The 21,915-nt window shown below is 66.4% G+C and carries 17 protein-coding genes; 11 read left to right on the top strand and 6 right to left on the bottom strand.

Annotated elements, in window-relative coordinates:
• Positions 1-32 precede the first annotated feature (32 nt).
• Positions 33-374 (top strand): helix-turn-helix domain-containing protein, encoded by a 342-nt coding sequence (locus C7401_RS25510; RefSeq protein ID WP_112174201.1) that lies wholly within the window; start codon positions 33-35, stop codon positions 372-374.
• Entirely contained in the window at positions 374-1,726 is a 1,353-nt protein-coding gene (locus tag C7401_RS25505; protein ID WP_112174200.1) for a type II toxin-antitoxin system HipA family toxin, read from the top strand. The genes C7401_RS25510 and C7401_RS25505 overlap by 1 nt, the downstream gene beginning before the upstream one ends.
• A gap of 90 nt (positions 1,727-1,816) precedes the next feature.
• Here C7401_RS25505 and C7401_RS25500 read toward each other — a convergent pair whose 3' ends face one another.
• The gene (locus tag C7401_RS25500) at positions 1,817-4,273 is read right to left on the bottom strand and encodes an efflux RND transporter permease subunit (protein WP_112174199.1); all 2,457 of its coding nucleotides are present in this window, start codon (positions 4,271-4,273) and stop codon (positions 1,817-1,819) included.
• The gene (locus C7401_RS25495) at positions 4,270-5,328 is read right to left on the bottom strand and encodes a WD40/YVTN/BNR-like repeat-containing protein (protein ID WP_112174198.1); all 1,059 of its coding nucleotides are present in this window, start codon (positions 5,326-5,328) and stop codon (positions 4,270-4,272) included. The genes C7401_RS25500 and C7401_RS25495 overlap by 4 nt, the downstream gene beginning before the upstream one ends.
• Before the next feature lie 263 nt (positions 5,329-5,591).
• On the opposite strand from C7401_RS25495, the gene C7401_RS25490 reads away from it, so the two are divergent.
• The 3 genes from C7401_RS25490 to C7401_RS25480 are packed head-to-tail and all read left to right on the top strand — an operon-like array spanning position 5,592 to position 8,966.
• On the top strand, positions 5,592-6,806 hold the full coding sequence (locus C7401_RS25490; RefSeq protein WP_112174197.1) for a thiolase family protein: 1,215 nt from the start codon (positions 5,592-5,594) through the stop codon (positions 6,804-6,806).
• 2 nt (positions 6,807-6,808) lie between these two features.
• Positions 6,809-7,765 (top strand): bifunctional OB-fold nucleic acid binding domain-containing protein/MaoC family dehydratase, encoded by a 957-nt coding sequence (locus tag C7401_RS25485; protein ID WP_112174196.1) that lies wholly within the window; start codon positions 6,809-6,811, stop codon positions 7,763-7,765.
• A gap of 28 nt (positions 7,766-7,793) precedes the next feature.
• Positions 7,794-8,966, top strand: coding sequence for an MFS transporter (locus C7401_RS25480; RefSeq protein WP_181565687.1), 1,173 nt, complete (start codon positions 7,794-7,796; stop codon positions 8,964-8,966).
• A gap of 72 nt (positions 8,967-9,038) precedes the next feature.
• Here the strand turns inward: C7401_RS25480 and dmpG are convergent, their stop codons facing one another.
• The 4 genes from dmpG to C7401_RS25460 all read right to left on the bottom strand — a co-directional run bounded on the left by dmpG (position 9,039) and on the right by C7401_RS25460 (position 13,577).
• Complete coding sequence (dmpG, locus tag C7401_RS25475) at positions 9,039-10,064, bottom strand: 4-hydroxy-2-oxovalerate aldolase (RefSeq protein WP_112174195.1); 1,026 nt, start codon at positions 10,062-10,064, stop codon at positions 9,039-9,041.
• Between the two features lie 37 nt (positions 10,065-10,101).
• Positions 10,102-11,013: an acetaldehyde dehydrogenase (acetylating) gene (locus tag C7401_RS25470; protein WP_112174194.1), complete on the bottom strand. Its 912-nt coding sequence runs from the start codon at positions 11,011-11,013 to the stop codon at positions 10,102-10,104.
• A gap of 39 nt (positions 11,014-11,052) precedes the next feature.
• Positions 11,053-11,880 carry an alpha/beta fold hydrolase gene (locus tag C7401_RS25465; protein ID WP_112174193.1) on the bottom strand — a complete coding sequence of 276 codons (828 nt, stop codon included), beginning with the start codon at positions 11,878-11,880 and terminating at the stop codon, positions 11,053-11,055.
• A 698-nt stretch (positions 11,881-12,578) separates the two neighbouring features.
• Positions 12,579-13,577 carry a flavin reductase gene (locus C7401_RS25460; protein ID WP_112174192.1) on the bottom strand — a complete coding sequence of 333 codons (999 nt, stop codon included), beginning with the start codon at positions 13,575-13,577 and terminating at the stop codon, positions 12,579-12,581.
• Between the two features lie 230 nt (positions 13,578-13,807).
• On the opposite strand from C7401_RS25460, the gene C7401_RS25455 reads away from it, so the two are divergent.
• The 6 genes from C7401_RS25455 to C7401_RS25430 all read left to right on the top strand — a co-directional run bounded on the left by C7401_RS25455 (position 13,808) and on the right by C7401_RS25430 (position 21,896).
• On the top strand, positions 13,808-15,004 hold the full coding sequence (locus C7401_RS25455) for an acyl-CoA dehydrogenase family protein (RefSeq protein WP_112174191.1): 1,197 nt from the start codon (positions 13,808-13,810) through the stop codon (positions 15,002-15,004).
• A 63-nt stretch (positions 15,005-15,067) separates the two neighbouring features.
• Positions 15,068-16,795, top strand: coding sequence for an FAD-binding protein (locus C7401_RS25450; RefSeq protein WP_112174190.1), 1,728 nt, complete (start codon positions 15,068-15,070; stop codon positions 16,793-16,795).
• Positions 16,792-18,501 carry an FAD-binding protein gene (locus C7401_RS25445; protein WP_112174189.1) on the top strand — a complete coding sequence of 570 codons (1,710 nt, stop codon included), beginning with the start codon at positions 16,792-16,794 and terminating at the stop codon, positions 18,499-18,501. Before C7401_RS25450 ends, C7401_RS25445 begins: the two co-directional genes overlap by 4 nt.
• Positions 18,482-19,240, top strand: coding sequence for an SDR family oxidoreductase (locus C7401_RS25440; protein ID WP_112174188.1), 759 nt, complete (start codon positions 18,482-18,484; stop codon positions 19,238-19,240). Before C7401_RS25445 ends, C7401_RS25440 begins: the two co-directional genes overlap by 20 nt.
• Positions 19,237-20,289, top strand: a complete 1,053-nt coding sequence (locus tag C7401_RS25435) for a ferredoxin--NADP reductase (protein ID WP_112174187.1) — start codon at positions 19,237-19,239, stop codon at positions 20,287-20,289. Before C7401_RS25440 ends, C7401_RS25435 begins: the two co-directional genes overlap by 4 nt.
• Positions 20,290-20,294: 5 nt before the next feature.
• Positions 20,295-21,896, top strand: coding sequence for a FadD3 family acyl-CoA ligase (locus tag C7401_RS25430; RefSeq protein ID WP_112174186.1), 1,602 nt, complete (start codon positions 20,295-20,297; stop codon positions 21,894-21,896).
• Positions 21,897-21,915: the final 19 nt, after the last annotated feature.

The following is a 21,915-nucleotide window of genomic DNA, read 5'->3' as shown; positions in this document are numbered from 1 at the left end:
CCATTAAGTTGATACGGTTCGCCTTAACGATCATGAAGATTACGCAAAGCGTCGCCGCCAGTTCGGCGGTACTCGCCGAAACGCAGCGCCTCGGGCACGCAATCGCGCGCCTGCGCATCGCGCGGCGTGTTCAGCAACGCGACGCGGCCGTGCGCGCCGGGCTCTCGCGCAACACGGCCTACCGGCTGGAGAACGGTGACCCCGGCGTCGCGATCGGGCAATGGCTGCGATACCTCGAAGCCATTGCTCCGGGTCTCACGCTGCTCGATCTCCTTTCGCAGACGGATCCTTCACTGAAGGCTCAGGCGGCGCGCGAGCGGACGCAACGTGTGCGCAACCTTTCGTCTGAAGAACTCGGCGATCTCGACTTCTGATGGCTGCGACCGAAAAGCGTCTGTACGTGTTTGCCTCGCTCGCGGGCGGCGGCTGCGTGCCTGCCGGTCAACTCGACCTGACCGAAGACGGCGCTGAGCTACAAGCGTCGAACTTTGCCTACGGCCTGCGCTACATCGACTGGGTTGACGCCATCGAGGTGGATCCCGTTAGCCTGAGCCTGGCGAACAAGGAGGCGATCCGCGGCAAGCGGATCTTTCCGGCGAACGGCTTGCCCCTCTTTGGCGGTATTCGCGACGCCGCGCCTGACGCATGGGGACGCCGGGTGATTGAGGCGAAGCTCAAGGCGAGAGCGAACAGCCTTCCTGAATCGACCTATCTGCTGCACGCCGGCTCGCAGCGCATAGGCGCGCTGGACATTCACGAGAGTCTTGCCGTTAGTCCAGGCGCGGCGGGCGGCGCGGGTGTCGACCAACTCGAGTATCTCGTCGAGTCGGCTGATCGCATCGAGGAAGGGCTCCCCGTGCCGGCTGCGCTCGAGGCGATTTTCGTCCAGGGCAGTGGACTTGGCGGCGCGCGGCCGAAGGCGACGGTGCGCGATGATGCAGGCGTGCTGTGGCTCGCGAAATTCCCGAGCAAGAGTGACCGCATGAGCGTGACGGAGATCGAGGAAGCGACACTGAGGCTGGCGGCCGAATGTGGCATTCGTGTCCCGCCTACGCGCATCGAATCGCCTGGTCCGCGCAAGGTCATGCTCATCCGCCGTTTCGACCGGTACTGGAGCCACCCGGACTTCGAGAAAAGTGCGGGTGACGATGCACTCTACCTCGCACCGGGCAAAGGCACGAGCGAGCGCCGGGTGCCTTTCGCGAGCGCCCTGACTTTCGTGGGGTGCTCAGAGAGCGAGTCGATCACGAAGCACTATCAGGACGTCGCGGACGCGATTCGCCGGTACGTGCATACGGACCTGGTCCGCGCGGACGTGCTCGAGTTCTTCAAGCGCATGGTGTTCAACATCTTCGTGAGCAACGACGACGATCACCTGCGCAATCACGGATTCATCCGGGATGCACGACTACAGGGCTGGCGCTTGAGCCCGCTTTATGACGTCTTGCCGCGGCCGAGTAGCGCATACGAGCGCACCTTGCACCTGGGCGTCGGCCCGCAGGGACGCGCCGCCACCCTCGACAATGCGTTGTCCGCCGCCGATGCCTTCGGCCTGTATGGCGCCGACGCCCTTCAGGCGGTTGCTGAGATCTGGGCAAAAGTGCGTGAGTGGAAGGTGTATTTCGAGGGCCACGGCGTGCCGTGGAAAGAGATCGAGAATATCGCGCCGGCATTCAGACATATCGATGACGTATGCTCGGCGGTGCTGCGCAAGAAGCTGCCCTGAATTGGGCAGCTTGCCGATAGATATCGATTCGGCGCCCAGAAAAACGTGCACGGCGGCCGGGTCCGCGCAGGCCCGGCCGCCCGTGAAACCTTAGCGCGAAGCCTCCGTCGCGTCGCGCAACGCGGGCTTGGCCGCGCCGCCTTGCGCGGCGGCGGCCGGCACGCGACGCGCGCCCACATCGAGCCAGCACGCGAGCGCGGGCAACAGAAAGATCGCACCGAGCACGTTCACGATGAACATGAACGCGAGCAGCACGCCCATGTCCGCCTGGAACTTGAGGCTGGAAAACGCCCACGTGCCCACGCCGATCGACATCGTCACCGCCGTGAACACGGCCGCCGTGCCGCGCTGGCGCAGCGCCTGCCAATACGCCTCGCGCAGGCTCGCGCCGCGCTCGTCGATCTCGTGTTGCAGCCGCTCGTACAGGTAGATGCCGTAATCGACGCCCACACCCACGCCCAGCGCCACCACGGGTAGCGTGGCCACTTTCAGGCCGATGCCGAGCAGCGCCATCACCGCATTGCACAGCACGGAGACCACGGCGAGCGGCAAGATGATGCAAAGCACCGCTTTCCACGAGCGGAACGTGATACAGCACGACAGCACGATCGCGCCGAAGAGGGCCGCGAGCATTTCGGCCTCGGCGTGCTCGACCGCTTCGTTGGTGGCGGCGGCCACGCCGGCATTGCCGCCCGCGAGGCTGAACGTCACATTGGCATCGTCATTGGCGGCGATGAACTTCTTCGCCTCCGCCACGACGTGCTTGAGCGTCGCGCCCTGGTGGTCTTTCAGGAATATTTCGATATCCATATTATTGCAGCCTTCCGTATTGAGCCCCAGCTCCGGATTGGCTGCGCGCGCGCCGGTGCGCATCGCGCGCGGGCTGCGCGGCAGCGCGCCCCAATGCGGATTGCCCTCGTTGTTGCCGGCCGCCATGAGTTTCATCGCCCCCGCGAGCGAGCGCACGGACTGCACGCCGTCCACGCCGCGCATATACAGGTCGAATCGTTCGATGGTGCTCATCGTGTGCCAGTCGAGGCAGGCTTCGTCCACGTTCTTGACCGTCGCGTAGACCGAGAGCACGTCCATGCCGATCGAATAGTTCTGGACGATGGCGGCGTTGTCGCGGTTGTAGCGCGAGTCGGCGCGCAACTCGGGCGCACCCGAGCCGATGTCGCCGATTTGCAGGTGTCGCGAGTAGAGCGTGCCCACGGCGAGCAGCACGAGCGCGATGACGAGCGTGACGAGCGCGGGGCCCGGCTCGGCGAGCGCCGAAACGGTCCACCATTTGTCACGCCTCGCGCCCTCGCGCGCGGCGGACTGCGTTTGGGCGGGCGTGGCGCGCAAATGCGAAAGAATGATCGGCAACATCATCTTGTTGGTGATGATCATCAGCATCACGCCGAGGCTTGCGGTCAGGCCGAGTTCACGCACGATCGGAATGTCGATCAGCATGATGACGACAAAGCCGAGCGCATTCGTGAGCAGCGCGAGCGTGCCGGGCACGGCGAGCTTGCGAAACGCGTTTTCGGCGGCGGCGCGCGTGGGCATGCCGCGCGCGACGTCCTGCTTCCACGCGTTGGTCATCTGCACCGCGTGCGACACGCCGATCGAGAAAATGAGGAACGGTACGAGCACCGACATCGGATCGACGCCAAAGCCGATGATCGGCAAAATGCCCAGCAGCCATACCACGGGCAGCAATGCCACGGCGAGCGCCACGAGCGTCAAGCGAATGGAGCGCGAGTAGAGCCAGAGCAGCAGCGCGGTAATGCCGAACGCGATGGCGAAAAACGTGACAACCGTGGTGAGGCCGTCGATCACGTCGCCAATGATCTTGGCGAAGCCGACGATGTTGATGTCGATATCCTGGCTTGAATACTTCGCGCGAATGGCTTCGAGTTTCTTCGCCACGTCGGCGTAGGCGAGCTGCTTGCCGGTTTGCGGGTCGGTTTCGAGCAGATCGGCGCGCACCATCGCCGACTTCAGATCGTTCGAGACGAGCGAGCCGATCTGGCCGGACTTCGCCACGTTGGAGCGCACTTCCGCGAGGCCCTGGGCGTCGGCGGTGAAGCGCGAAGGAATCACGACTTCGCCCACGTAGCCGTCTTCGGTGATCTCGGTGTAGCGCACGTTCGAGGTGAACAGCGAGTACACCTGCGCGCGATTCACGCCGGGCGTGAAGAACACCGCGTCGGTCACGCCGCGCAGCGTGCGCATGAATTCGGCGTTGTAGATATCGCCCTGGCCTTTCCAGTGCACGTTCACGAGTATGCGGTTGGCGCCCGCGAAGGTGCTCGCTTCCTCGAGAAACGCCTTCATGTAGGGGTGTTCGAGCGGGATCAGCTTGTTGAAGCCCGGATCGAGCCGCACGCGCGTGGCCGAATAGCCGAGCGCGACGGTCACCGCGAGGAAGATCACGGCAATCGGCGTGCGCCAGGCGATCAGGCGGCGCGCGAGCGCGTCGATGACGCGCGCGGTGCGGCTGGCGTTGCCGGTGCTGCTCGGGTTATGGGCGGGCCGGAGGTCGGGTTGTTCGGCGTTCATTGACGGGCTCCGGAAGTCGGTTGGTCTGCTGTGTCGCGTTGGGCGTGTTGGGCGTGTTGGGCGAGTTGTTCGTCGGGCGCGGCAAGCTCGCGCTGTAGATCGGGCGAGTAGGCGCGCAGGCCGCCGTCGCTGGCGATGAGCCAGCCGTTCGGGCTCCTCAGGAGATCCGTGAAGGTCAGGCGCGTGCCGTGGCGCAGCATGGAGAAATGTGCGCCGCCGTCGCGGCTGCCGAAGACGATGCCGCCCTGGCCCGCGAGCAGCAGTTCGCCATCGGCCGCGCGCGCGTCGCCGAACAGGGAAACGGGCCCCGGCGCCTCGGCGCGCGTCCAGCTCTGGCCGCCGTCAAGCGAGCGGAACACGTTGCCGCGCATGCCGTAGGCCAGCCAGCTCCCGGCGCCCGCCGGGTCCGCCACGGCGCCGTACAGCGAGCCGTTGTAGAACGGCGGCACGATGCGCCAGGTCGCGCCGGCGTCGTCCGAGAGCATCACGAGACCGCGCTCGCCCACGATGATCCAGTGCCGTCCGTCCGGCGCGCCGACAATGCGGTTCAGGTGGTGGTCGCCCACGCCTTCGACCGTGAAGGGCTGCCAGTGCAGGCCGTCGTCGTCGGAGCGCATCATGAGGCCGAACGCGCCCACGGCGATCCAGTGTCCCGGCGCAACGCGCGCCGCGCTCATGAGCGGGCCGTTGCCCTTGGCGTCGAAGGCCACTTCGCGCCAGCGCTTGCCGCCGTCCTCGGTGCGCAGGATCCAGCCTTCGTGGCCCACGGCAATGCCGACGTTGTCGGTGGCGAAGACAATCTGGTTGATGAGCGCGTGCCGGTCTTCCGGGAGCTGGGCGCTTTGCCAGTGCGCGCCCTGGTCGGCGGAGTAGAGGATATGGCCCAGCTCGCCGCCGGCCACGATGCCGGCGGCCGAGCGCGCGAGCGTGTCGAGTTGCATGCGCGCGAGCGGCACGCGCGTGTCTTTCAGGGGCGGCGTGTGCCGGGGGGAAATCGCGTAAGCCGCGGCTGCCGCTATCATGGCTGCCACGGTGACGCCAACCGCTAATCGCATCGATGTCTCCTGGTTTGGAATCGCTGGCCGGCACGGCCGGCAGTTTGGGATCATTCTTTCCGACTGGTGGCGGGCGGCATCGTCCGAACGGGTTAGCCGGGCGGGCAAGGCGGCATTGGACTGACAAAAAAATCGACGGCGCGCCTAGTCAAATCAGACGATGGCCGGTGCACGCGCGGCGCGTAAAACTAGGCTGTTGCAGGCCCGGACGCGATTCGCCGCCCGGTGGCGCGAACGTCGGGTGATGGCACCAGGAGGACACCATGGGATTGAGAGGAGAGGCCGCGATTGTCGGAGCGGCCCAGTACAAGCCGGAGAAGTACAGCACGGCGCCGCGCATGTTCCATCTGGAGCAGGTGGCGGAACTGGCGGGCATGGCGCTCGCCGACGCGGGGCTTTCGCTCCAGGATATCGACGGTCTCGCGACGGTCGGCCCGCAGTTTCACGAGGCGGGCATGTTCGTGCCCGCGATGGCGGGCGAATATCTGGGCGTGCGCCTGAATTTCGCCGAGGTCGTCGACCTGGGCGGCGCGAGTTCGGTCGCGATGATCTGGCGCGCCGCCGCCGCCATCGAACTGGGCCTGTGCAATGCGGTGCTCTGCGTGATTCCGGCCCGCCTCGCGCCGGTCGGCCCGCGCGACGACCACGCCGCCGAAGTCATGCGCGCCTCGCGCTACGGCGGCCATAGCACGCGCTTTGGCGCGCCCGAAGCGGAGATGGACCTGCCCTACGGTCATATGGCGCAGAACACGGGCTACGCGATGATCGCGCAGCGCTATGCGTCGACCTACGGCTACGACGCCGCCGCGCTCGCGCAAATCGCCGTGGCGCAGCGCTTCAATGCGTGCCACAACCCGCAGGCCATTTTTCACGGCCAGCCGATCACGGTCGAGGACGTGCTCAACTCGCGCATGGTGGCCGAGCCGCTGCGCATGCTCGAAATCGTGATGCCGGTGGCGGGCGGCGCGGCGGTGATCGTCGCGCGCAGCGACATGGCGCGCGACTGCCGCCATCGCGCGGTGCAGGTGGTGGGTTGCGGCGAGCACGTGCAGAGCAAGTCGCCCACCTACGCGGCCGACATGCTGGCCACACCCATCGGCCCCGCGTCGAAGCGCGCCTTCGAGATGGCGCGTCTGAAGCCCGCCGACATGGACATGGCGCAGGTCTACGACTGCTACACGATCACGGCCATGCTCACGCTCGAAGACGCGGGCTTCTGCGAAAAGGGTCAGGGCATGCGCTTCTTGCGCGAGCACGACCTCACGTTCAAGGGCGACTTCCCGATGAACACGCACGGCGGCCAGTTGAGCTTCGGCCAGACGGCGAGCGCGGGCGGCATGACACAGGTGATCGAGGCCGTGCAGCAGATCCAGGGCCGCGCCGACGCGCGGCAACTGGCGCGGCACGATCTGGCGTACGTCTCCGGCACGGGCGGCGTGATGAGCGAGCAGGGCGCGCTGATTCTCAAGGGGGCGTGACAATGACATGGAATAAACCACTACCGCAGCCGACGCCGATTTCCGCGCCCTTCTGGGACGGGCTCAAGGCGCACACGGTGCGCATCCAGCAGTGCGAGAGCTGCGCGCACTGGATCTTCTTTCCGCGCGCGCATTGCCCCTCGTGCGCGTCCGCGCGGCTCGCATGGCGGGACGTGTCGGGCGAAGGCACGCTGTACACCTATACGATCGCGCGCGTGCCCACGCTGCCCGAATTCACCGACGAGATGCCGCAGTTGCTCGCGGTCGTGGCGCTCGACGAAGGCCCGCATGTGAATACGACGCTCGTCGGCGTCAAGGAGAGCGAGATCGCCATCGGCATGCGCGTGCGTCCAGTGTTCGACGAGCGGCCCGTTGAGGCCACGCTGTTGCGTTATACCTCGCAAGGCTCGGACCAGCCGCGCGTGATCGAAGCGCGTCGCGAAGAGTCCGCCGCGCAGGACCGCAACGAGGCGGTGCTGGAAAACGCGCCGCCGAAGCGCAAGATCGACTGCAAGGATATCGACGCGCTCAAATCGCTCGTGTCGGACACGTTCTCGGACTGGTCGACGCAATTCGAAGTCACGCAACAGGTGATCGACGAGTTCGCGAAGCTGAGCGGCGACGACTACTGGATCCACACGGACCCGAAGCGCGCGCGCGAGGAAGGCCCGTTCGGCACGACCATCGCGCACGGCGCGCTCGTGCAGGTGCTCATCAGCCGGCTCAAGCTGCCGATGACGTTCGAGGTCACTGGCTTCACGAACATGGTCAACTACGGCTCGAACCGGTTGCGTTTCGCCACGCCCGTGCCTTCGGGTTGCCGTATCCATGCGCGTTGCCGCGTCGCCGCCGTCGAGCAGGTCAAGTCGGGCGTGCAGATGACGATGGAGATCAATGTGCACGTGGTGGGCCAGGATCGCCCCTCGGTCATCAACGATCTCGTGATTCTCTACATGTAAGGCCCCGCAGGCCGTTCGAGGTGTCGTCATGACCATGCCTGTCAAGGGCAGGGCGCTCTTCGTCGCGATTCTGGCCGCCAGTTTCGCTTCGACGATCGGCGGCCTGCCGTTCAATTCGTTGCCGGTGCTGCTCGGAAGCCTTGCGGACTCCTATGGATATGCGCCGCGCACGGTGGGCCTGATCGGCTCGACGTGCTTCGCCGGGTATCTCGCGGGCACGCTCGGCGCGCCGGTGTGGATGAACCGTCTGGACTGGCGCGTGCTCACGCTCGTGAGTGCGGCGGGCACGGCGGGCGCATTCGCGCTCGCCGCTGCCGTGCAACAGTTGCCCGTGATGTACGCCGCGTGGGCGCTGATCGGCTTTTTCGCTTCGACCATGACGTGTCTGGGCATGCGCGTGCTCTCCGATGTGCCCGACAAGGTGCGTGCGTTCGGCGTGCGCCAGGGCACGGAGCTATCGGTGACCGCCGCCGTGCTGTTCGCGCTGCCGCCGCTCGTGATCGCGCGCTGGCATTTCGCGGGCGCGGCCGTGGCGCTCGCGCTGGTGGTGGTCATGCTCGCGGCGTCGGCCGTGCGCTTGCCGCGCCGGCCGCTCGTCGCGGCAAACCGCGCGGCCGGTCCGTTGCGCGCGTTGCCGCGCGCGTCATGTTTTGCATTGCTTACGTTCTTTCTGTTCCTCGTCGGCAATATCGGGCTGTGGGCGTTTCTGGAGCGCGTGGGCGCGTCGCTTCATATCGCGCCCGCGAGCGAGGGTCTGGTGTTCGCCGTGCTCAAGCTGCTCGGCGGCCTCGCCGCGTTCGCCACGGCGATCGCGGGCGAGCGCTTCGGCCGCACTGTGCCGCTGGTTGCCTCGACGGCGCTCGTGTTGCTCGGCCTCGCCTTGCTCGCGAACGCAACCGGCTTCGGGCTGTTCGCGCTCGGCGCGTGGAGCTGGGAGTTCGCGTTTACGTGCGGCTGCGTGCTGCAAACCGCCGAGATCGCCCGCAGCGATGCCACGGGGCGGGCCGTCGTGCTCGTGCCCGCCGCTTTTGCGCTGGCTTCGATGGTCGGGCCGGGGCTTGCAGGCCGTCTGCTCGCGGCCGGCAGCTTCGCGCCGGTGTTCGCGTTTGCACTGGCTTCGTCGCTCGTGCCCGTGGGTGTGAACGCGCTGCGTGGCGTAGCGGGCCGCACGCGCTGGTTGAACGGATCGAAGGGTTACTGAAGCGCATGCAAATGGAAACGCCCGTTCCTCGCGAGAGGAACGGGCGTTTTATCGTTGGTTCAGCGTCGGGCGTCAGGCCGCGCGGGCGCGGGCCATCGTGATGGCGGTGTCTTCGATCATGTCTTCCTGGCCGCCCACCATGCCGCGCTTGCCCAGCTCGACGAGAATGTCGCGCGCCGGCACGCCGTATTTTTTCTCGGCACGCTTGGCAAAGAGCAGAAAGCTCGAATAGACCCCTGCATAGCCGAGCACGAGCGAGTCGCGGTCGATGCGCACGGGCGTGTCCATCAACGGCACGACGAGATCCTCGGCCACATCCGAAATACGGAACACGCCCACGCCCGTTTCGATGCCGAGACGCTCGCACACGGCGACGAACACTTCCATCGGCGTATTGCCCGCGCCCGCGCCGAGACCGGCTGCGGCCGCGTCGATGCGGCGCGCGCCGCTCTCGATGGCGGCGATCGAGTTGGCGATGCCCATCGCGAGATTGTGGTGGCCGTGAAAGCCGAGTTCGGTCTCGGGCCGCAGCGCGTCGCGCACGGCGCTCAGGCGCGCGCGCACGTCGTCGGGCAGCATGTAGCCGGCCGAATCCGTGACGTAGATGCAGTTCGCGCCGTAGCTCTCCATCAGCTTGGCCTGGCTGACGAGTCCTTCGGGGCTGTTCATGTGCGCCATCATCAGAAAGCCCACCGTATCCAGCCCGAGCTTGCGCGCGAGCCCGATATGCTGCTCCGACACGTCGGCCTCGGTGCAATGCGTGGCGACGCGGATCGTCTGCACCCCGAGATCCTTCGCCATGCGCAGATGATCGACGGTGCCGATGCCCGGCAGCAGCAGCGCGGAAACGCGCGCGCGTTGCATGAGCGGAATCACGGCGGAGAGATAGTCCGCGTCGCTATGCGCGGGAAAGCCGTAGTTGACCGACGAACCGCCGAGTCCGTCGCCGTGCGTGACCTCGATGAGCGGAACGCCGGCGGCGTCGAGCCCCGCGGCGACCGCCTTCATCTGGTCGAGCGACATCTGGTGGCGCTTGGGGTGCATGCCGTCGCGCAACGTCATGTCGTGGACGGTGATTTTCGTGCCTTGCAGTGTCATGGTGAACGAGTTTCCTGTGGTCGGATGGACGCGCGCGTCACGCGGGCGTGCCTTGCAGCGTGAGCTTGCCGCCGATGATCTGTTCTGCGAACATTTCCGCGGTGCGTGCGGCGGAGGCCGTCATGATGTCGAGATTGCCCGCGTAGACGGGCAGGTAGTCGCCGAGGCCCGCGACTTCCAGATAGATCGACACACGCTTGCCGTCGAACACGGGGCCGTTCACGAGCCGGTAGCCGGGCACGTAGCGCTGCACCGCTTCGATCATCGCGTGCACGGAGTCCTCGATTTCCTTCTGCTTCGGCTCGTCGTCGGTGAGACAGTGGACCGTGTCGCGCATGATGAGCGGCGGCTCGGCCGGATTGATCACGATGATGGCCTTGCCTTCGCGTGCGCCGCCCACGCGTTCCACCGCGCCTGCCGTGGTGCGGGTGAATTCGTCGATGTTCTTGCGCGTGCCGGGCCCGACCGAGCGGCTCGACACCGTGGCGACGATCTCGCCATAGGCGACCGGCTGCACGCGCGAAACGGCCGCGACCATCGGAATGGTGGCCTGACCGCCGCAGGTCACCATGTTCACGTTCATCGCGCCGCTGTCCAGGTGCTCGGCGAGATTCACGGGCGGCACGCAGTACGCGCCGATCGCCGCGGGCGTGAGGTCGATCATCAGGACGCCGAGCGCGTTGAGCTTGCGCGAGTTTTCAGCGTGCACATAGGCGCTGGTTGCGTCGAAGGCGATCTGGATGTTGTCGGCGAGCACGTGGGGCACGAGACCATCGACGCCTTCGGCCGTGGTTTTCAGGCCCATTTCGGCGGCGCGGCGCAGGCCTTCGGAGTCGGGATCGATGCCGACCATCCAGACCGGTTCGAGCACGGGACTGCGCTTCAGTTTATAGAGCAGATCGGTGCCGATATTGCCGGGGCCGATCAGCGCGCATCGGATTTTCTTCATGTGATGTATTCCTGACTCGTTCTACGAAAGGGGACGGGTTTAGCCGTGCTGCAAGAAGTCGATGCACGTGCGGTTGAACATCTCGCGGTGCTCCACCTGAACCCAATGTCCGCAACGGTTCACGAGCATCACGCGCGCTTGCGGACAGTGATCGGTGAGACGGGTTGCGCCGCTTGCCGGATTGAACAGGTCGTTCACACCCCAGAAGCCGAGCACGGGCGCGCGCAGTTCACCGAGGCGCGCGGTCATGTTCGGCACCTTGAGGATCGAGCGTGCGGCCTGCGTTTGCAGCGCGGCGATCGGCGCGCGCTCGTTGATGATTTCGTCGGTGAGGAGCGACGGGTCGTAGAGCTGCTTCGTCATGACGGCGCGCATGGCATCGGCGCCGGTCAGACCCGAGCGGTAGATCTCGAACATGTTGGCAATGCCAGGCATTGCCAGATAGGTGTCGAGGTCTTCGACGCCGCCGGGCGCCATGAGGATCAGGCGGTCGACTTCGTCGGGGTAGGCGAGTGCGTAGCCTAGCGCGACCGCGCCACCGAGGGAATTGCCGAGCAGCACGAGATTCTTGAGACCTAGCGCATCGACCAAGCCCTTGATGCCGGAGATGAAGAAGTCGAGGTCGTAGAACTCCAGGTCGGGCTTGCTGGAAAGGCCGTAGCCGGGTAGATCCGGGACGATGGCGCGGAATCCCGCCGCCGCGAACTCGGGGTAGTTGCCCTTGAAGTTGCTGTAGCCGCTCGCGCCGCCGCCCGCGCCGTGCAGGAAAATCACGGGCTGGCCCGCGCCCATGTCGTGGTAGTGGATGCGTAAGCCCGTGGCAGTGTCGGCGTAGTGGCCCTCGGGGATGGGGTGGGATGTTGGCATGGGTGTGATCTTTGGAGTTGGGTGGTAGTGGGTATGATTTCCGCGCTGTGGCGGGGGGCGCATCGTCTGGAAGGACTAAAAAGTGTGGCTGTTTTTTTTGGCGGCTTTTTTCGCGTTTCCTTGCTTTCGTGTCGGTCTGCAAGCGTTGCCCCTGTGCGGGGCGGCACCTACTTTTCTTTGCAGCGGCAAAGAAAAGTAGGCAAAAGAAAGCCGCTCACACCGCTAATGCCCGCCACCGTTCGCCCCGCACCGCATCAGGTAGTGGCTCCGGAGCGTCCGTCACCTCGCACCTTCGAACCTAGTGACAAGGCAGTCATACTTCCCGCTGCTCGCTTCGCGCGCCGCGGAAAGGTCTGCAAGGGAAACCCGCCTTGCATACGCGAGGTTTGTGGTTTGTGTTATGCCCTTCGGGGCGCGTAGCGCCGCCGGAAGGATGAGCCCTTTGTCACTACGTTCAAGGGTGCGGGGTGACGGACGCTCCGGAGCCACTATCTGGGGCGGCGCGAGGTGAACGGTGGCAGGCGTTAGCGGTGTGAGCGGCTTTCTTTTGCCTACTTTTCTTTGCCGCTGCAAAGAAAAGTAGGTGCCGCCCCGCACAGGGGCAACGCTGGCAGACCGACACGAAAGCAAGGAAACGCCAACGCCCTACGAACCACGACAACAACAAAAAAAACCCCCGCAAAAGCAAAAAAAAGGCACTACAAACCGGCCCCCCAAAGCACGGGCAAACCCGGATCAGAAGCCCGAATAAGATGCTTGAGCAGATTCCGCAACCCGGCGGCCTCGCGCCGCCCAAGCTGCTCGACGAGCGCGGCCTCGACCGCATGTGCGGCGGCCAGCACTTGCCGCGACGCCGCGAGCCCTGAATCGCTGAGCGCATAGTGCGCGACGGCATCGTCACTCACCGCGAGCAAGCCGCGCGCGCACATACCCGAGAGCAGTTCCGCATCGGCCGCGATCCCGGTATAAGCCGTATGCGCCGCGATCTCCGCGACATCGAGCCCCGAGCGCACGGCAAGCAGCGACAAAACGAAGAACTCGCCATGCGAGATGCCAAGCTCGTCCAGCGTGCGCTGAAAGCTCCACATGAACTGATAATGCGCGCGCCCGAGCAGATACCCCAGCAACTCCTCGGTAAACGGCGCGGCACCGCCATTCGCGGCACCGGCATTCGTCGCACCGGCATCGGTAGCCACCGGCCGGGACAAACGCGTAGCGAGCGCATACTCACCACTCACATAAAGCAGCGGCGCGGCCTCCGACTGATCGAACCCGATCACCTCGCCCACAAAAATAATGTGATCGCCGCCCTCATAACGAAACACCGTGCGGCACTGAAAGCGCGCAGCGCATCCGGCAAGCAACGGCGCATCGGCGAGCGCGGGTTCGAGCGCAAGCCCGGCGAACTTGTCCTCGCCCGCGCGCGCGAAGCGGTTGGCCAGATCGTTCTGTTCGTTCGCGAGGATATGCACGTTCCAGTGCTCCGCCGCGTGAAACACGGGCAGGCTGCGCGCCGACTTCGCGAGGCTCCACAGCACCATCGGCGGGTCGAGCGACACCGAGTTGAAACTGTTGGCGGTCATGCCGACAGGCGCGCCGTCCCCGGCGCGCGCGGTGACGATCGTCACGCCCGTGGCGAACATGCCGAGCGCACGGCGAAAGCCGCTCGGATCGAACGGGGAAGTGGGTTTGTCCATGGCGATGTAGCGGGTGTGAATGATCGTCGCTAGCGTCGCGCGCCGGGCCGTGAAACGAATCCCCCAGACGGACTAGAACCCCCGTCCCGCCTGCGTGCGCCCGTTAGTCCATTCAGACGATGAGTGCCACGGGGGGCGATGGGAGCATGTCATCAGGCCGGAGACCCCGCTGCCAGGCGGGTTCTCACGGACATCCATACGGGCCAACACGAGAGTATTGAGGAGCACAAATGAGTGCAGTGAGCGACGACTACCTGTCCGCCGATGCGGTTGCCCTGATCGAGCGGGCGCGAGCCATGATTCCCCGTCTCGCCGAGCGGGCCACCGCCGCCGAAGCCGCGGGCCGGGTGCCGGACGAAACCGTGCGCGAGCTGGCCGAAGCCGGCCTCTTTCGCGTGCTGCAACCGCGCCGCTGGGGTGGCAGCGAGCTCGATCCGCGCGTGTTCTACACGATCCAGATGACGCTTGCCGAAGGCTGCATGTCGACGGCGTGGATCTACGGTGTGATCGCCGTGCATTACTGGCAGCTTTCGCTCTTTCCCGAAGCGGCGCAGCAGGACGTGTGGGCGCGCGACGCCTCCACGCGCATCGCCTCGACCTACATGCCGACGGGCAAGGCCGAAGCTGTGGAAGGCGGCTTTCGCTTCTCGGGCCGCTGGAGCTTTTCGAGCGGCTGCGAGCACGCCGACTGGATTTTCCTCGGCGGCCTGCTGCCCAAACGCGATGGTTCCGGCGCGATGGAACACACCACGTTCCTGCTGCCGCGCGGCGACTTCAAGATCGTCGGGAACTGGGACGTGCTCGGGCTGCGCGCGACCGGCAGTCACGACATCGTCGTCGAGAACGTGTTCGTGCCGGAGCATCGCACGCAACGCACCAACGATCACAGCGACGCGGGCTGCCCGGGGCGCGAGATCAACGAGGGCTGGCTGTATCGCGTGCCGTTCACGCAGATGTTCCAGCGCGCGGTGTCGAGCGCATGCATCGGCGCGCTGCAAGGCGCGGTAACGAGCTTCCGGGCACGCTCCGCCGCGCACGTGGGCAAGCACGGCGGCAAGACGGCCGAGGACCCGAACGCGCAAACGGCCGTGACCGAAGCCATGATGACGGTCGATCAGCTCACGCTCGTGCTGCTGCGCAATTACGCCAACGTCGCGCGTTGCGCGAAGACGCGCACGGCCATGCCCGTGGAAGAACGTCTCATGCAGCGCGCGCAATCGGCGCTCGTGCCCAAGCTCTGCGCCCAGCACGCCAACGAGTTGCTGCGCGCGAGCGCGGGCTCGGGCATGTACAAGGGCAACGCCGTGGAGCGCATTTTCCGCGACATCCATCAGGCGCGCGGCCACATCGCCAACAACACCGACGCCTATATCCGCGCCCACGGCGCGGTGGCGCTCGGGCTGCCCAACGCGGACCCGTTCATCTGAGCGCGGCGGCCGGGCGCACGCCCGGCCGGACAGAACAAGACACAACGAGACAGAGGAGCAAAGGTGGAGCACGAATTCGACGTGATCGTCGTGGGGTCGGGAGCCGGGGCGATGCTCACGGCGATACGGGCGGCAGACGAGGGGCTCTCGGTGCTGATGGTCGAGAAAACCGGGCTGGTGGGCGGCACCTCCGCGACGTCGGGCGGCGGCATCTGGATACCCGATAACCACGACATGCCGCGCGTGGGCCTGCGCGACAGCATCGAATCGGCCTTCCGCTATGTGAAGGCCTGCGCGAAGGGGCTCGCAAGCGACGATCGCGTGCTCGCCTATGTCGAAACGGCGCGCCACATGGCGGCGTATCTGCAAAGCATCGGCGTGCGCTATCGCAGCATGCCGAAGTACGCGGACTATTACCCCGGGATGGCGGGCGCGCTGCCGGGCGGCCGCACCATGGACCCGGTCGACTTCAACGCCGCGCGCCTGGGCGTAGAAGGCCTGGACATGCTGCGCCCGACCAATCCGGGCCAGCTCATCATGGGCCGCATGACGATCAACGCATTCGAGGCGCGCTCGATTCTCGCGCGCGAACGCAAGGCGAAGCTGCTGATCACGTGGATCATGCTGCGCTATGCGATCGATTATCCGTGGCGGCGCAAGACCACGCGCGATCGTCGCCTCACGGGCGGCCAGGCGCTGCTCGGCGGCCTGTGGGCGGCGCTGCGCAGGCGCAACGTAACGGTGTGGGTCGATGCGCCGCTGCAATCGCTCGTGCGCGAAAGCGGCCGCGTGAGCGGCGCGGTCGTGCTGCGCCACGGCGAGGCCTGCACGGTTGCCGCGCGCAAGGGCGTGGTGCTGGCGGCGGGCGGATTCGAGCGCAATCAGGCCATGCGCGAGGCGTATCTGCCGCAGCCCACGGAAGCGGGCTGGACCGCCACGCCGCCTGGCTGCAACACCGGCGACGCGATTCTTGCGGGCGCCGACGCGGGCGGCGAGTTGCATCTCATGTCGCACACGTGGGGCGTGCCCACGATGCAGGTGCCGAAGGAGGACCGCTTTCGCGGCATCTTCGTCGAGCGCTCGCTGCCGGGCTGCATGGTGGTGAACGCGCGCGGCGAGCGCTTCGTGAACGAGTCGTGCCCGTATCCCGAGTTCCAGCAGGCCATCTATGCGGACCACGCGCGCAGCGGCGCGGCCGTGCCCGCGTGGATCGTGTTCGACGCCGACTTTCGCCGCAAGTACCCCATCGGTCCGCTGGCGCCGGGCGAAGCGGTCCCCGATTCGCGCCTGCGCAAGAGCTGGCTCAACGTCGTCTACTGGAAGGACGAGACGCTCGAAGGGCTGGCCGCGCAGATCGGCGTCGATCCCAGGGGGCTCGTCGCGAGCGCCGTGCGCATGGGCGAATTCGCGCGCACGGGCAAGGACCTGGAGTTCGACCGTGGCGGCAATGTGTTCGACCGCTATTACGGCGACGTGAGCGTGCATCCGAATCCGAATCTCGCCCCCATCGCGCGCGGACCGTTCTATGCGCTGAAGCTGTATCCGGGCGAGATCGGCACGAAGGGCGGCCTGCTCACCGATCGCGATGCGCGCGTGCTCGATGCGAACGGCGCCGCCATTCAAGGGCTTTACTGCATCGGCAACAACTCCGCTTCGGTCATGGGGCCGTCGTATCCCGGCGCGGGCTCGACGCTCGGACCGGCGATGACGTTCGGCTTTCGCGCGGTGGCCGCCATGGCGGGCAAGCCGATCGCGCTGGAGCGCACCGACTTGCTGGAGGCGGTGCAATGACCGAAGCAACGCGCGAAGCCAGACGCGAAAAGCCCAGCACGGTCACGCCGATCGAAGCGGAGCTTCTCGTCGATGACGCTTCGCAGATCGCGTGGAGCGAGACCGCGGACGTGGTGGTCGTGGGCTGGGGCGCGGCGGGGGCGTGCGCGGCGATCGAGGCGCGCTCGCAGGGCGCTTCGGTGATCGTGATCGATCGCTTCGAGGGCGGCGGCGCGAGCGCGCTCTCGGGCGGCGTGGTGTACGCGGGCGGTGGCACGCCGTATCAGCAGAAAGCCGGCTTTCGCGATACGCCCGAAGCGATGTACGAGTATTTGCGGCGTGAGGTCAACGGCGTGGTGAGCGACGAGACGCTCATGCGTTTTTGCCGCGACAGCGCCGCGAATCTCGCCTGGCTCGAAGCGCAAGGCGCACGCTTCGACGCGACGATGCCCGAGCACAAGACCTCTTATCCGCCCGACGGCGTGTATCTCTACTACTCGGGCAACGAGATGGTGAAGACGTATCGCGGCGCGCACGCGCCCGCGCCGCGCGGCCATCGCACGGTGGCGCGCGGGCAGTCGGGCGCGACGCTCTACTCGGCGTTGCGCGATTCGACGCTGCGCGCGGGTGCGCAGCCGGTGTTGCAGGCCACCGTGCAGCGGCTCGTGCGCGAGCGCGGCACGGGCCGCGTGCTGGGCGTGGAAGTGTGGCAGGTGCCGCAGGGCGGCGAGACGGCGACGCGCCACGCGAAGTTCAATCGCCTCGCGAACCGCTGGCGCAATTACCGCGCCGCGAAGGCCGAGCAATGGCGCATTCAGGCCGCGCAGATCGAACGCGCCGAAGCCGCGCCGCGTTTCATTCGCGCGGAACGCGCGATCATCCTCGCGGCTGGCGGCTTCGTCTTCAACCGGCAGATGATCAAGGAGCACGCGCCGCGTTACGCGCGCGGCTGGAAGAACGGTCACGCGGGCTGCGACGGCAGCGGCATTCGTCTCGGTCTCGCATCGGGCGCGCAGGCGGCGCATCTGTCGAACGTTTCGGCCTGGCGCTTCATCACGCCGCCGTACGCGTGGCCGCGCGCCATGGTCGTCAACACGCGCGGCGAGCGCTTTTGCAATGAAGAGGTCTATGGCGCGACGCTCGGCTACGAGATGGTCGAGCATCAGGGCGGGCGCGCATGGATCGTGCTCGATGCACGGCTGCGCAGGCAGGCGATCCTGCAATGCCTGAGCGGACGCCTGTGGGCCTTTCAGGCGTTGCCCGCGCTCGCGATGATGCTGTTCGGGGCGAAGCGCGCCCGCTCGATCGACAAGCTGGCGGCGCGCATCGGCGCGGACCCGCAGACGCTGCTCGCCACCGTGCTCAGCTATAACGCCGCGGCGCGCGGTGAATGCACGGACGCGCTCGGCAAACTGCCCGAGATGCGCGCCGTGCTCGACAAGGCGCCGTTCTACGCGATCGATCTTTCGATCGGCGCGCCGATGTTCCCGCTCGCCACGATCACGACGGGCGGCCTCAAGATCAACGAAGCCGACGGGCACGTGCTCGACGCGCAAGGCGAGGACATTCCCGGCTTGTTCGCGGCGGGGCGTACCGCCATCGGCATTCCTTCTTCGCGCTACATGAGCGGCACGTCGCTCGCGGATTGCGTGTTTTCCGGCCGCCGCGCGGGGCGCGCGGCGGCCTTCGAATCGATGGAGCAAATGAATGGCACGTCTGCAAGGTAAAGTCGCGCTCGTCACCGGCGCGGCAAGCGGGCTGGGCAGCGCGATTGCGCTCGCATTTGCGCGCGAAGGCGCGCGCGTGGTGCTCACCGATATCGACGCGCAGGCGGGCGAAGCTATGGCGCGGCGCATCGGCGAAGCCGCGTTTTTTGTCGCGCACGACGTGACGAAAGAGGACGACTGGGCGCGCGCGATCGCGGCCGCGCATGAGCGCTTCGGCGCGCTCGACGTGCTCGTCAACAACGCGGGCATCCTCAAGCAGGGGACCATCGAGCAGGCATCGTTCGAGCAGTGGCAGCAAGTGCTGCACGTGAACGCGGGGTCGTGCTTTCTGGGCTGCCGATACGGCATCGCCGCGATGAAGGAGCACGGTGGCTCGATCGTCAATATCGCGTCAGTTTCGTCGTGGCTGCCCATCGACGGCTATGCGGCCTACGGCGCTTCGAAGGCGGCGGTCGCATCGCTCACGCGTTCGAGCGCACTGCATTGCCGCAAGAACGGCTACGCCATACGCGTGAACTCGGTGCATCCGGACGGCATCTACACGCCGATGATGCAGGCGAGCGCCCCTGGCGTCGATCCGAAGTATCTGCTGTTCGACAAGGACCGCAATCGCGGCGGCCGCGCGTGCCCGCCCGAGGACATCGCGAACATCGTGCTCTTTCTCGCCGCCGACGAATCGCGCCAGATCAGCGGCGCTCAAATGCAGGCCGACAACGCAATACTGGGCATGGGGTTATGAGCAAGCTGCAACCGCGTTATCACGCGCTGCGCGTGGCCGCTGTGCTCGACGAGACGGCCGACGCGCGCTCGATCGTGTTCGAGGTGCCCGAGCCGTTGCGCGAGACCTTTCGCTACCGGCCGGGGCAGTTTCTGACGCTGCGCCTGCCGGTCGGCGCCGAACGGCTGCCGCGCTGTTATTCGATGTCGAGCGCGCCGACGCTCGACGCCGCGCCGCGCGTGACGATCAAGCGCGTGGCGGGCGGCGCGGGCTCGAACTGGGTGTGCGACCACGTGAGACCCGGCGACACGCTGGACGTGCTGGCGCCTTCCGGCGTTTTCACGCCGGGCTCGCTGGACGGGGACTTTCTGCTGTTCGCGGGCGGCAGCGGCATCACGCCGGTCTACTCGATTCTGCGCTCGGCGCTCGCGCTTGGCGCGGGCCGCGTGCGGCTCGTCTACGCGAACCGCGACGAGCATTCGGTGATCTTCGGCCGCGAACTCGATGCGCTTGCCGCGCAGTATCCGCAGCGCTTTGAAGTGGTGCACTGGCTCGACAGCGAGCGGGGCGTGCCGAGCCTCGCGCAACTCGGCGAACTCGCGTGCGAGTGGCGCGCGGCGCAAGCGTTTATCTGCGGGCCGGGGCCGTTCATGGATTCGGCCGCGGCGGCGCTGGATGCGCTCGGCTTCGCGAAAGAACGCGTGCATGTGGAGCGGTTTGTGTCGTTGCCGGCGGAATCCGCGCCGGACGAAGCCGGGAACGCCGGTTCCGTGGAATCGGCGTCATCGGGTTTGTCAGTACAACTGGAGATTGCGCTGGACGGCGCGATCCATCGCATTGAAGCCAGCGGCGACGAAACGCTGCTCGAAGCCGCCGTGCGCGCGGGCCTCAATGCGCCGTTCTCGTGTCAGGAAGGCATGTGCGCCTCGTGCATGTGCCAGGTGATCGAAGGCTCGGTCCATCTTCGCCGCAACGAAGCGCTCGACAGCGGCGATTTGAAGCGCGGCTGGACGCTGAGTTGCCAGGCCGTGCCGACTAGCGCGCACGTGCGTATCAAGTATCCGGAGTGAAATCGATGAGTCTCAATTCTTGCGAAGCCGCCCACACGCTGCCCCAGGTCGTCAGGCAGGCGGCGCGCTCGCACGCGGCGCGCGCGGCCATTGTCGATGGCGACACGCACGTCGACTATGCGGCGCTCGCGCAGCAGATGGAGCGCGTGGCGCGCGCGCTGATCGCGCTTGGCGTGCAGGCGGGCGAACGCGTGGCCATCTGGGCCCCGAACCTGCATGAGTGGATCGTTGCCGCGTGCGGCATCCATGCGGCGGGCGCGGTGCTCGTGCCTGTGAATACGCGTATGAAAGGCGCGGAGGCCGCCGACATCATCGAGCGCAGCGGCGCACGCGTGCTGTTTTGCATCGGCGACTTTCTGGGGCAGTACTATCCGTCGCTGCTCGATGAGCGGCGGCCCGCGTCGCTTGCGCATATCGTGGTGCTGCGCGGCGCGGCAGTCGATGCGCGCGATCTCGAATGGCGCACGTTCCTTGGCCTCGCCGACGCGGTGAGCCCCGATTGCGTGCACGAGCGCGAGCGCGGCCTCACGGCCGACAGCGTGGCGGACATCATGTTCACCTCGGGCACCACGGGCGCGCCCAAGGGCGTCATGGCGGCGCACGGCGCGATGATCCGTGCGTTCAACGAGTGGTCTCGCGTGGTTGGTCTTGGCGAAGGCGACCGCTACCTCATCATCAATCCGTTTTTCCATTCGTTCGGCTACAAGGCGGGCTGGGTCGCCGCGTTCCTGCGCGGCGCGACGGTGTATCCGCACCAGGTATTCGACGCGGAGTCGGTGCTGCAACGCATCGAGGCGGACCGCATCACGTTCCTGCCGGGACCGCCCACGCTGTTCCTCTCGATGCTTGCGCACCCGCGCCTGCGCGAGTTCGACATCGGATCGCTGAACGCGTCGTGCACGGGCGCGGCTGTGGTGCCGCCGGTGCTCATTACGCGCATGCGTGAGGAGTTGGGCTTTCGCATCGTGACTACGGCTTACGGGCTGACCGAATGCGGCGGTTGCGCCACGTTGTGCGACCCGGCGGACAGCGCCGAGGTGATCGCGCTGACTTGCGGCAAGGCGCTGCCGGGGACCGAGGTGCGTTGTGCGGATGCCGATGGCAAGACGGTTGCGGCTGGTGAGCCTGGTGAGGTGCTGCTGCGCGGTTATCACATCATGAAGGGCTATTTTGGCGACGAGGCGGCTACGAGCGAGGCGATCGACGCGCAAGGATGGCTGCATACCGGCGATGTGGGGGTGATCGATGAGCGCGGTTACTTGCGTATTACGGATCGCTTGAAGGATATGTTCATCGTCGGCGGGTTTAACTGCTATCCGGCGGAGATCGAGAAGGCGCTCGCGGCGCATGAGGCGATCGCGCAGGTCGCCGTGGTGGGCGTGCCTGATGAGCGGCTCGGGGAAGTGGGGTGCGCGTGTGTAATTCTGCGGCCGGAATGCTCGGTTGATCAGGCGGCGCTTGTGGCGTGGTCAAGGGAGCGGATGGCGAATTACAAGGTGCCGCGGTATGTGCTCGTTTTTGATGGGTTTCCGCTTAATGCTTCTAATAAGGTGCTTAAGAGGGAGCTTGTGAAGATTGTTATTGAGCGGCTTGGTGGGGTGGGTTGATTTTCTTTTTTTTGGGGTT

It is taken from the genome of Paraburkholderia unamae, from assembly GCF_003268775.1.
Taxonomy (GTDB): domain Bacteria; phylum Pseudomonadota; class Gammaproteobacteria; order Burkholderiales; family Burkholderiaceae; genus Paraburkholderia; species Paraburkholderia unamae.
This window is presented reverse-complemented; position numbering and strand designations above follow the sequence as displayed.

Excerpts from the sequence above, each read along its gene's own strand:
- C7401_RS25495 (WP_112174198.1), bottom strand. The coding sequence starts at position 5,328 with ATGCGATTAGCGGTTGGCGTCACCGTGGCAGCCATGATAGCGGCAGCC.
- C7401_RS25430 (WP_112174186.1), top strand. The coding sequence starts at position 20,295 with ATGAGTCTCAATTCTTGCGAAGCCGCCCACACGCTGCCCCAGGTCGTC.
- C7401_RS25490 (WP_112174197.1), top strand. The coding sequence starts at position 5,592 with ATGGGATTGAGAGGAGAGGCCGCGATTGTCGGAGCGGCCCAGTACAAG.
- C7401_RS25510 (WP_112174201.1), top strand. The coding sequence starts at position 33 with ATGAAGATTACGCAAAGCGTCGCCGCCAGTTCGGCGGTACTCGCCGAA.
- C7401_RS25455 (WP_112174191.1), top strand. The coding sequence starts at position 13,808 with ATGAGTGCAGTGAGCGACGACTACCTGTCCGCCGATGCGGTTGCCCTG.
- C7401_RS25440 (WP_112174188.1), top strand. The coding sequence starts at position 18,482 with ATGGCACGTCTGCAAGGTAAAGTCGCGCTCGTCACCGGCGCGGCAAGC.
- C7401_RS25480 (WP_181565687.1), top strand. The coding sequence starts at position 7,794 with ATGACCATGCCTGTCAAGGGCAGGGCGCTCTTCGTCGCGATTCTGGCC.
- C7401_RS25465 (WP_112174193.1), bottom strand. The coding sequence starts at position 11,880 with ATGCCAACATCCCACCCCATCCCCGAGGGCCACTACGCCGACACTGCC.
- C7401_RS25460 (WP_112174192.1), bottom strand. The coding sequence starts at position 13,577 with ATGGACAAACCCACTTCCCCGTTCGATCCGAGCGGCTTTCGCCGTGCG.
- C7401_RS25500 (WP_112174199.1), bottom strand. The coding sequence starts at position 4,273 with ATGAACGCCGAACAACCCGACCTCCGGCCCGCCCATAACCCGAGCAGC.
- C7401_RS25470 (WP_112174194.1), bottom strand. The coding sequence starts at position 11,013 with ATGAAGAAAATCCGATGCGCGCTGATCGGCCCCGGCAATATCGGCACC.
- C7401_RS25445 (WP_112174189.1), top strand. The coding sequence starts at position 16,792 with ATGACCGAAGCAACGCGCGAAGCCAGACGCGAAAAGCCCAGCACGGTC.
- C7401_RS25485 (WP_112174196.1), top strand. The coding sequence starts at position 6,809 with ATGACATGGAATAAACCACTACCGCAGCCGACGCCGATTTCCGCGCCC.
- C7401_RS25435 (WP_112174187.1), top strand. The coding sequence starts at position 19,237 with ATGAGCAAGCTGCAACCGCGTTATCACGCGCTGCGCGTGGCCGCTGTG.
- dmpG (WP_112174195.1), bottom strand. The coding sequence starts at position 10,064 with ATGACACTGCAAGGCACGAAAATCACCGTCCACGACATGACGTTGCGC.
- C7401_RS25505 (WP_112174200.1), top strand. The coding sequence starts at position 374 with ATGGCTGCGACCGAAAAGCGTCTGTACGTGTTTGCCTCGCTCGCGGGC.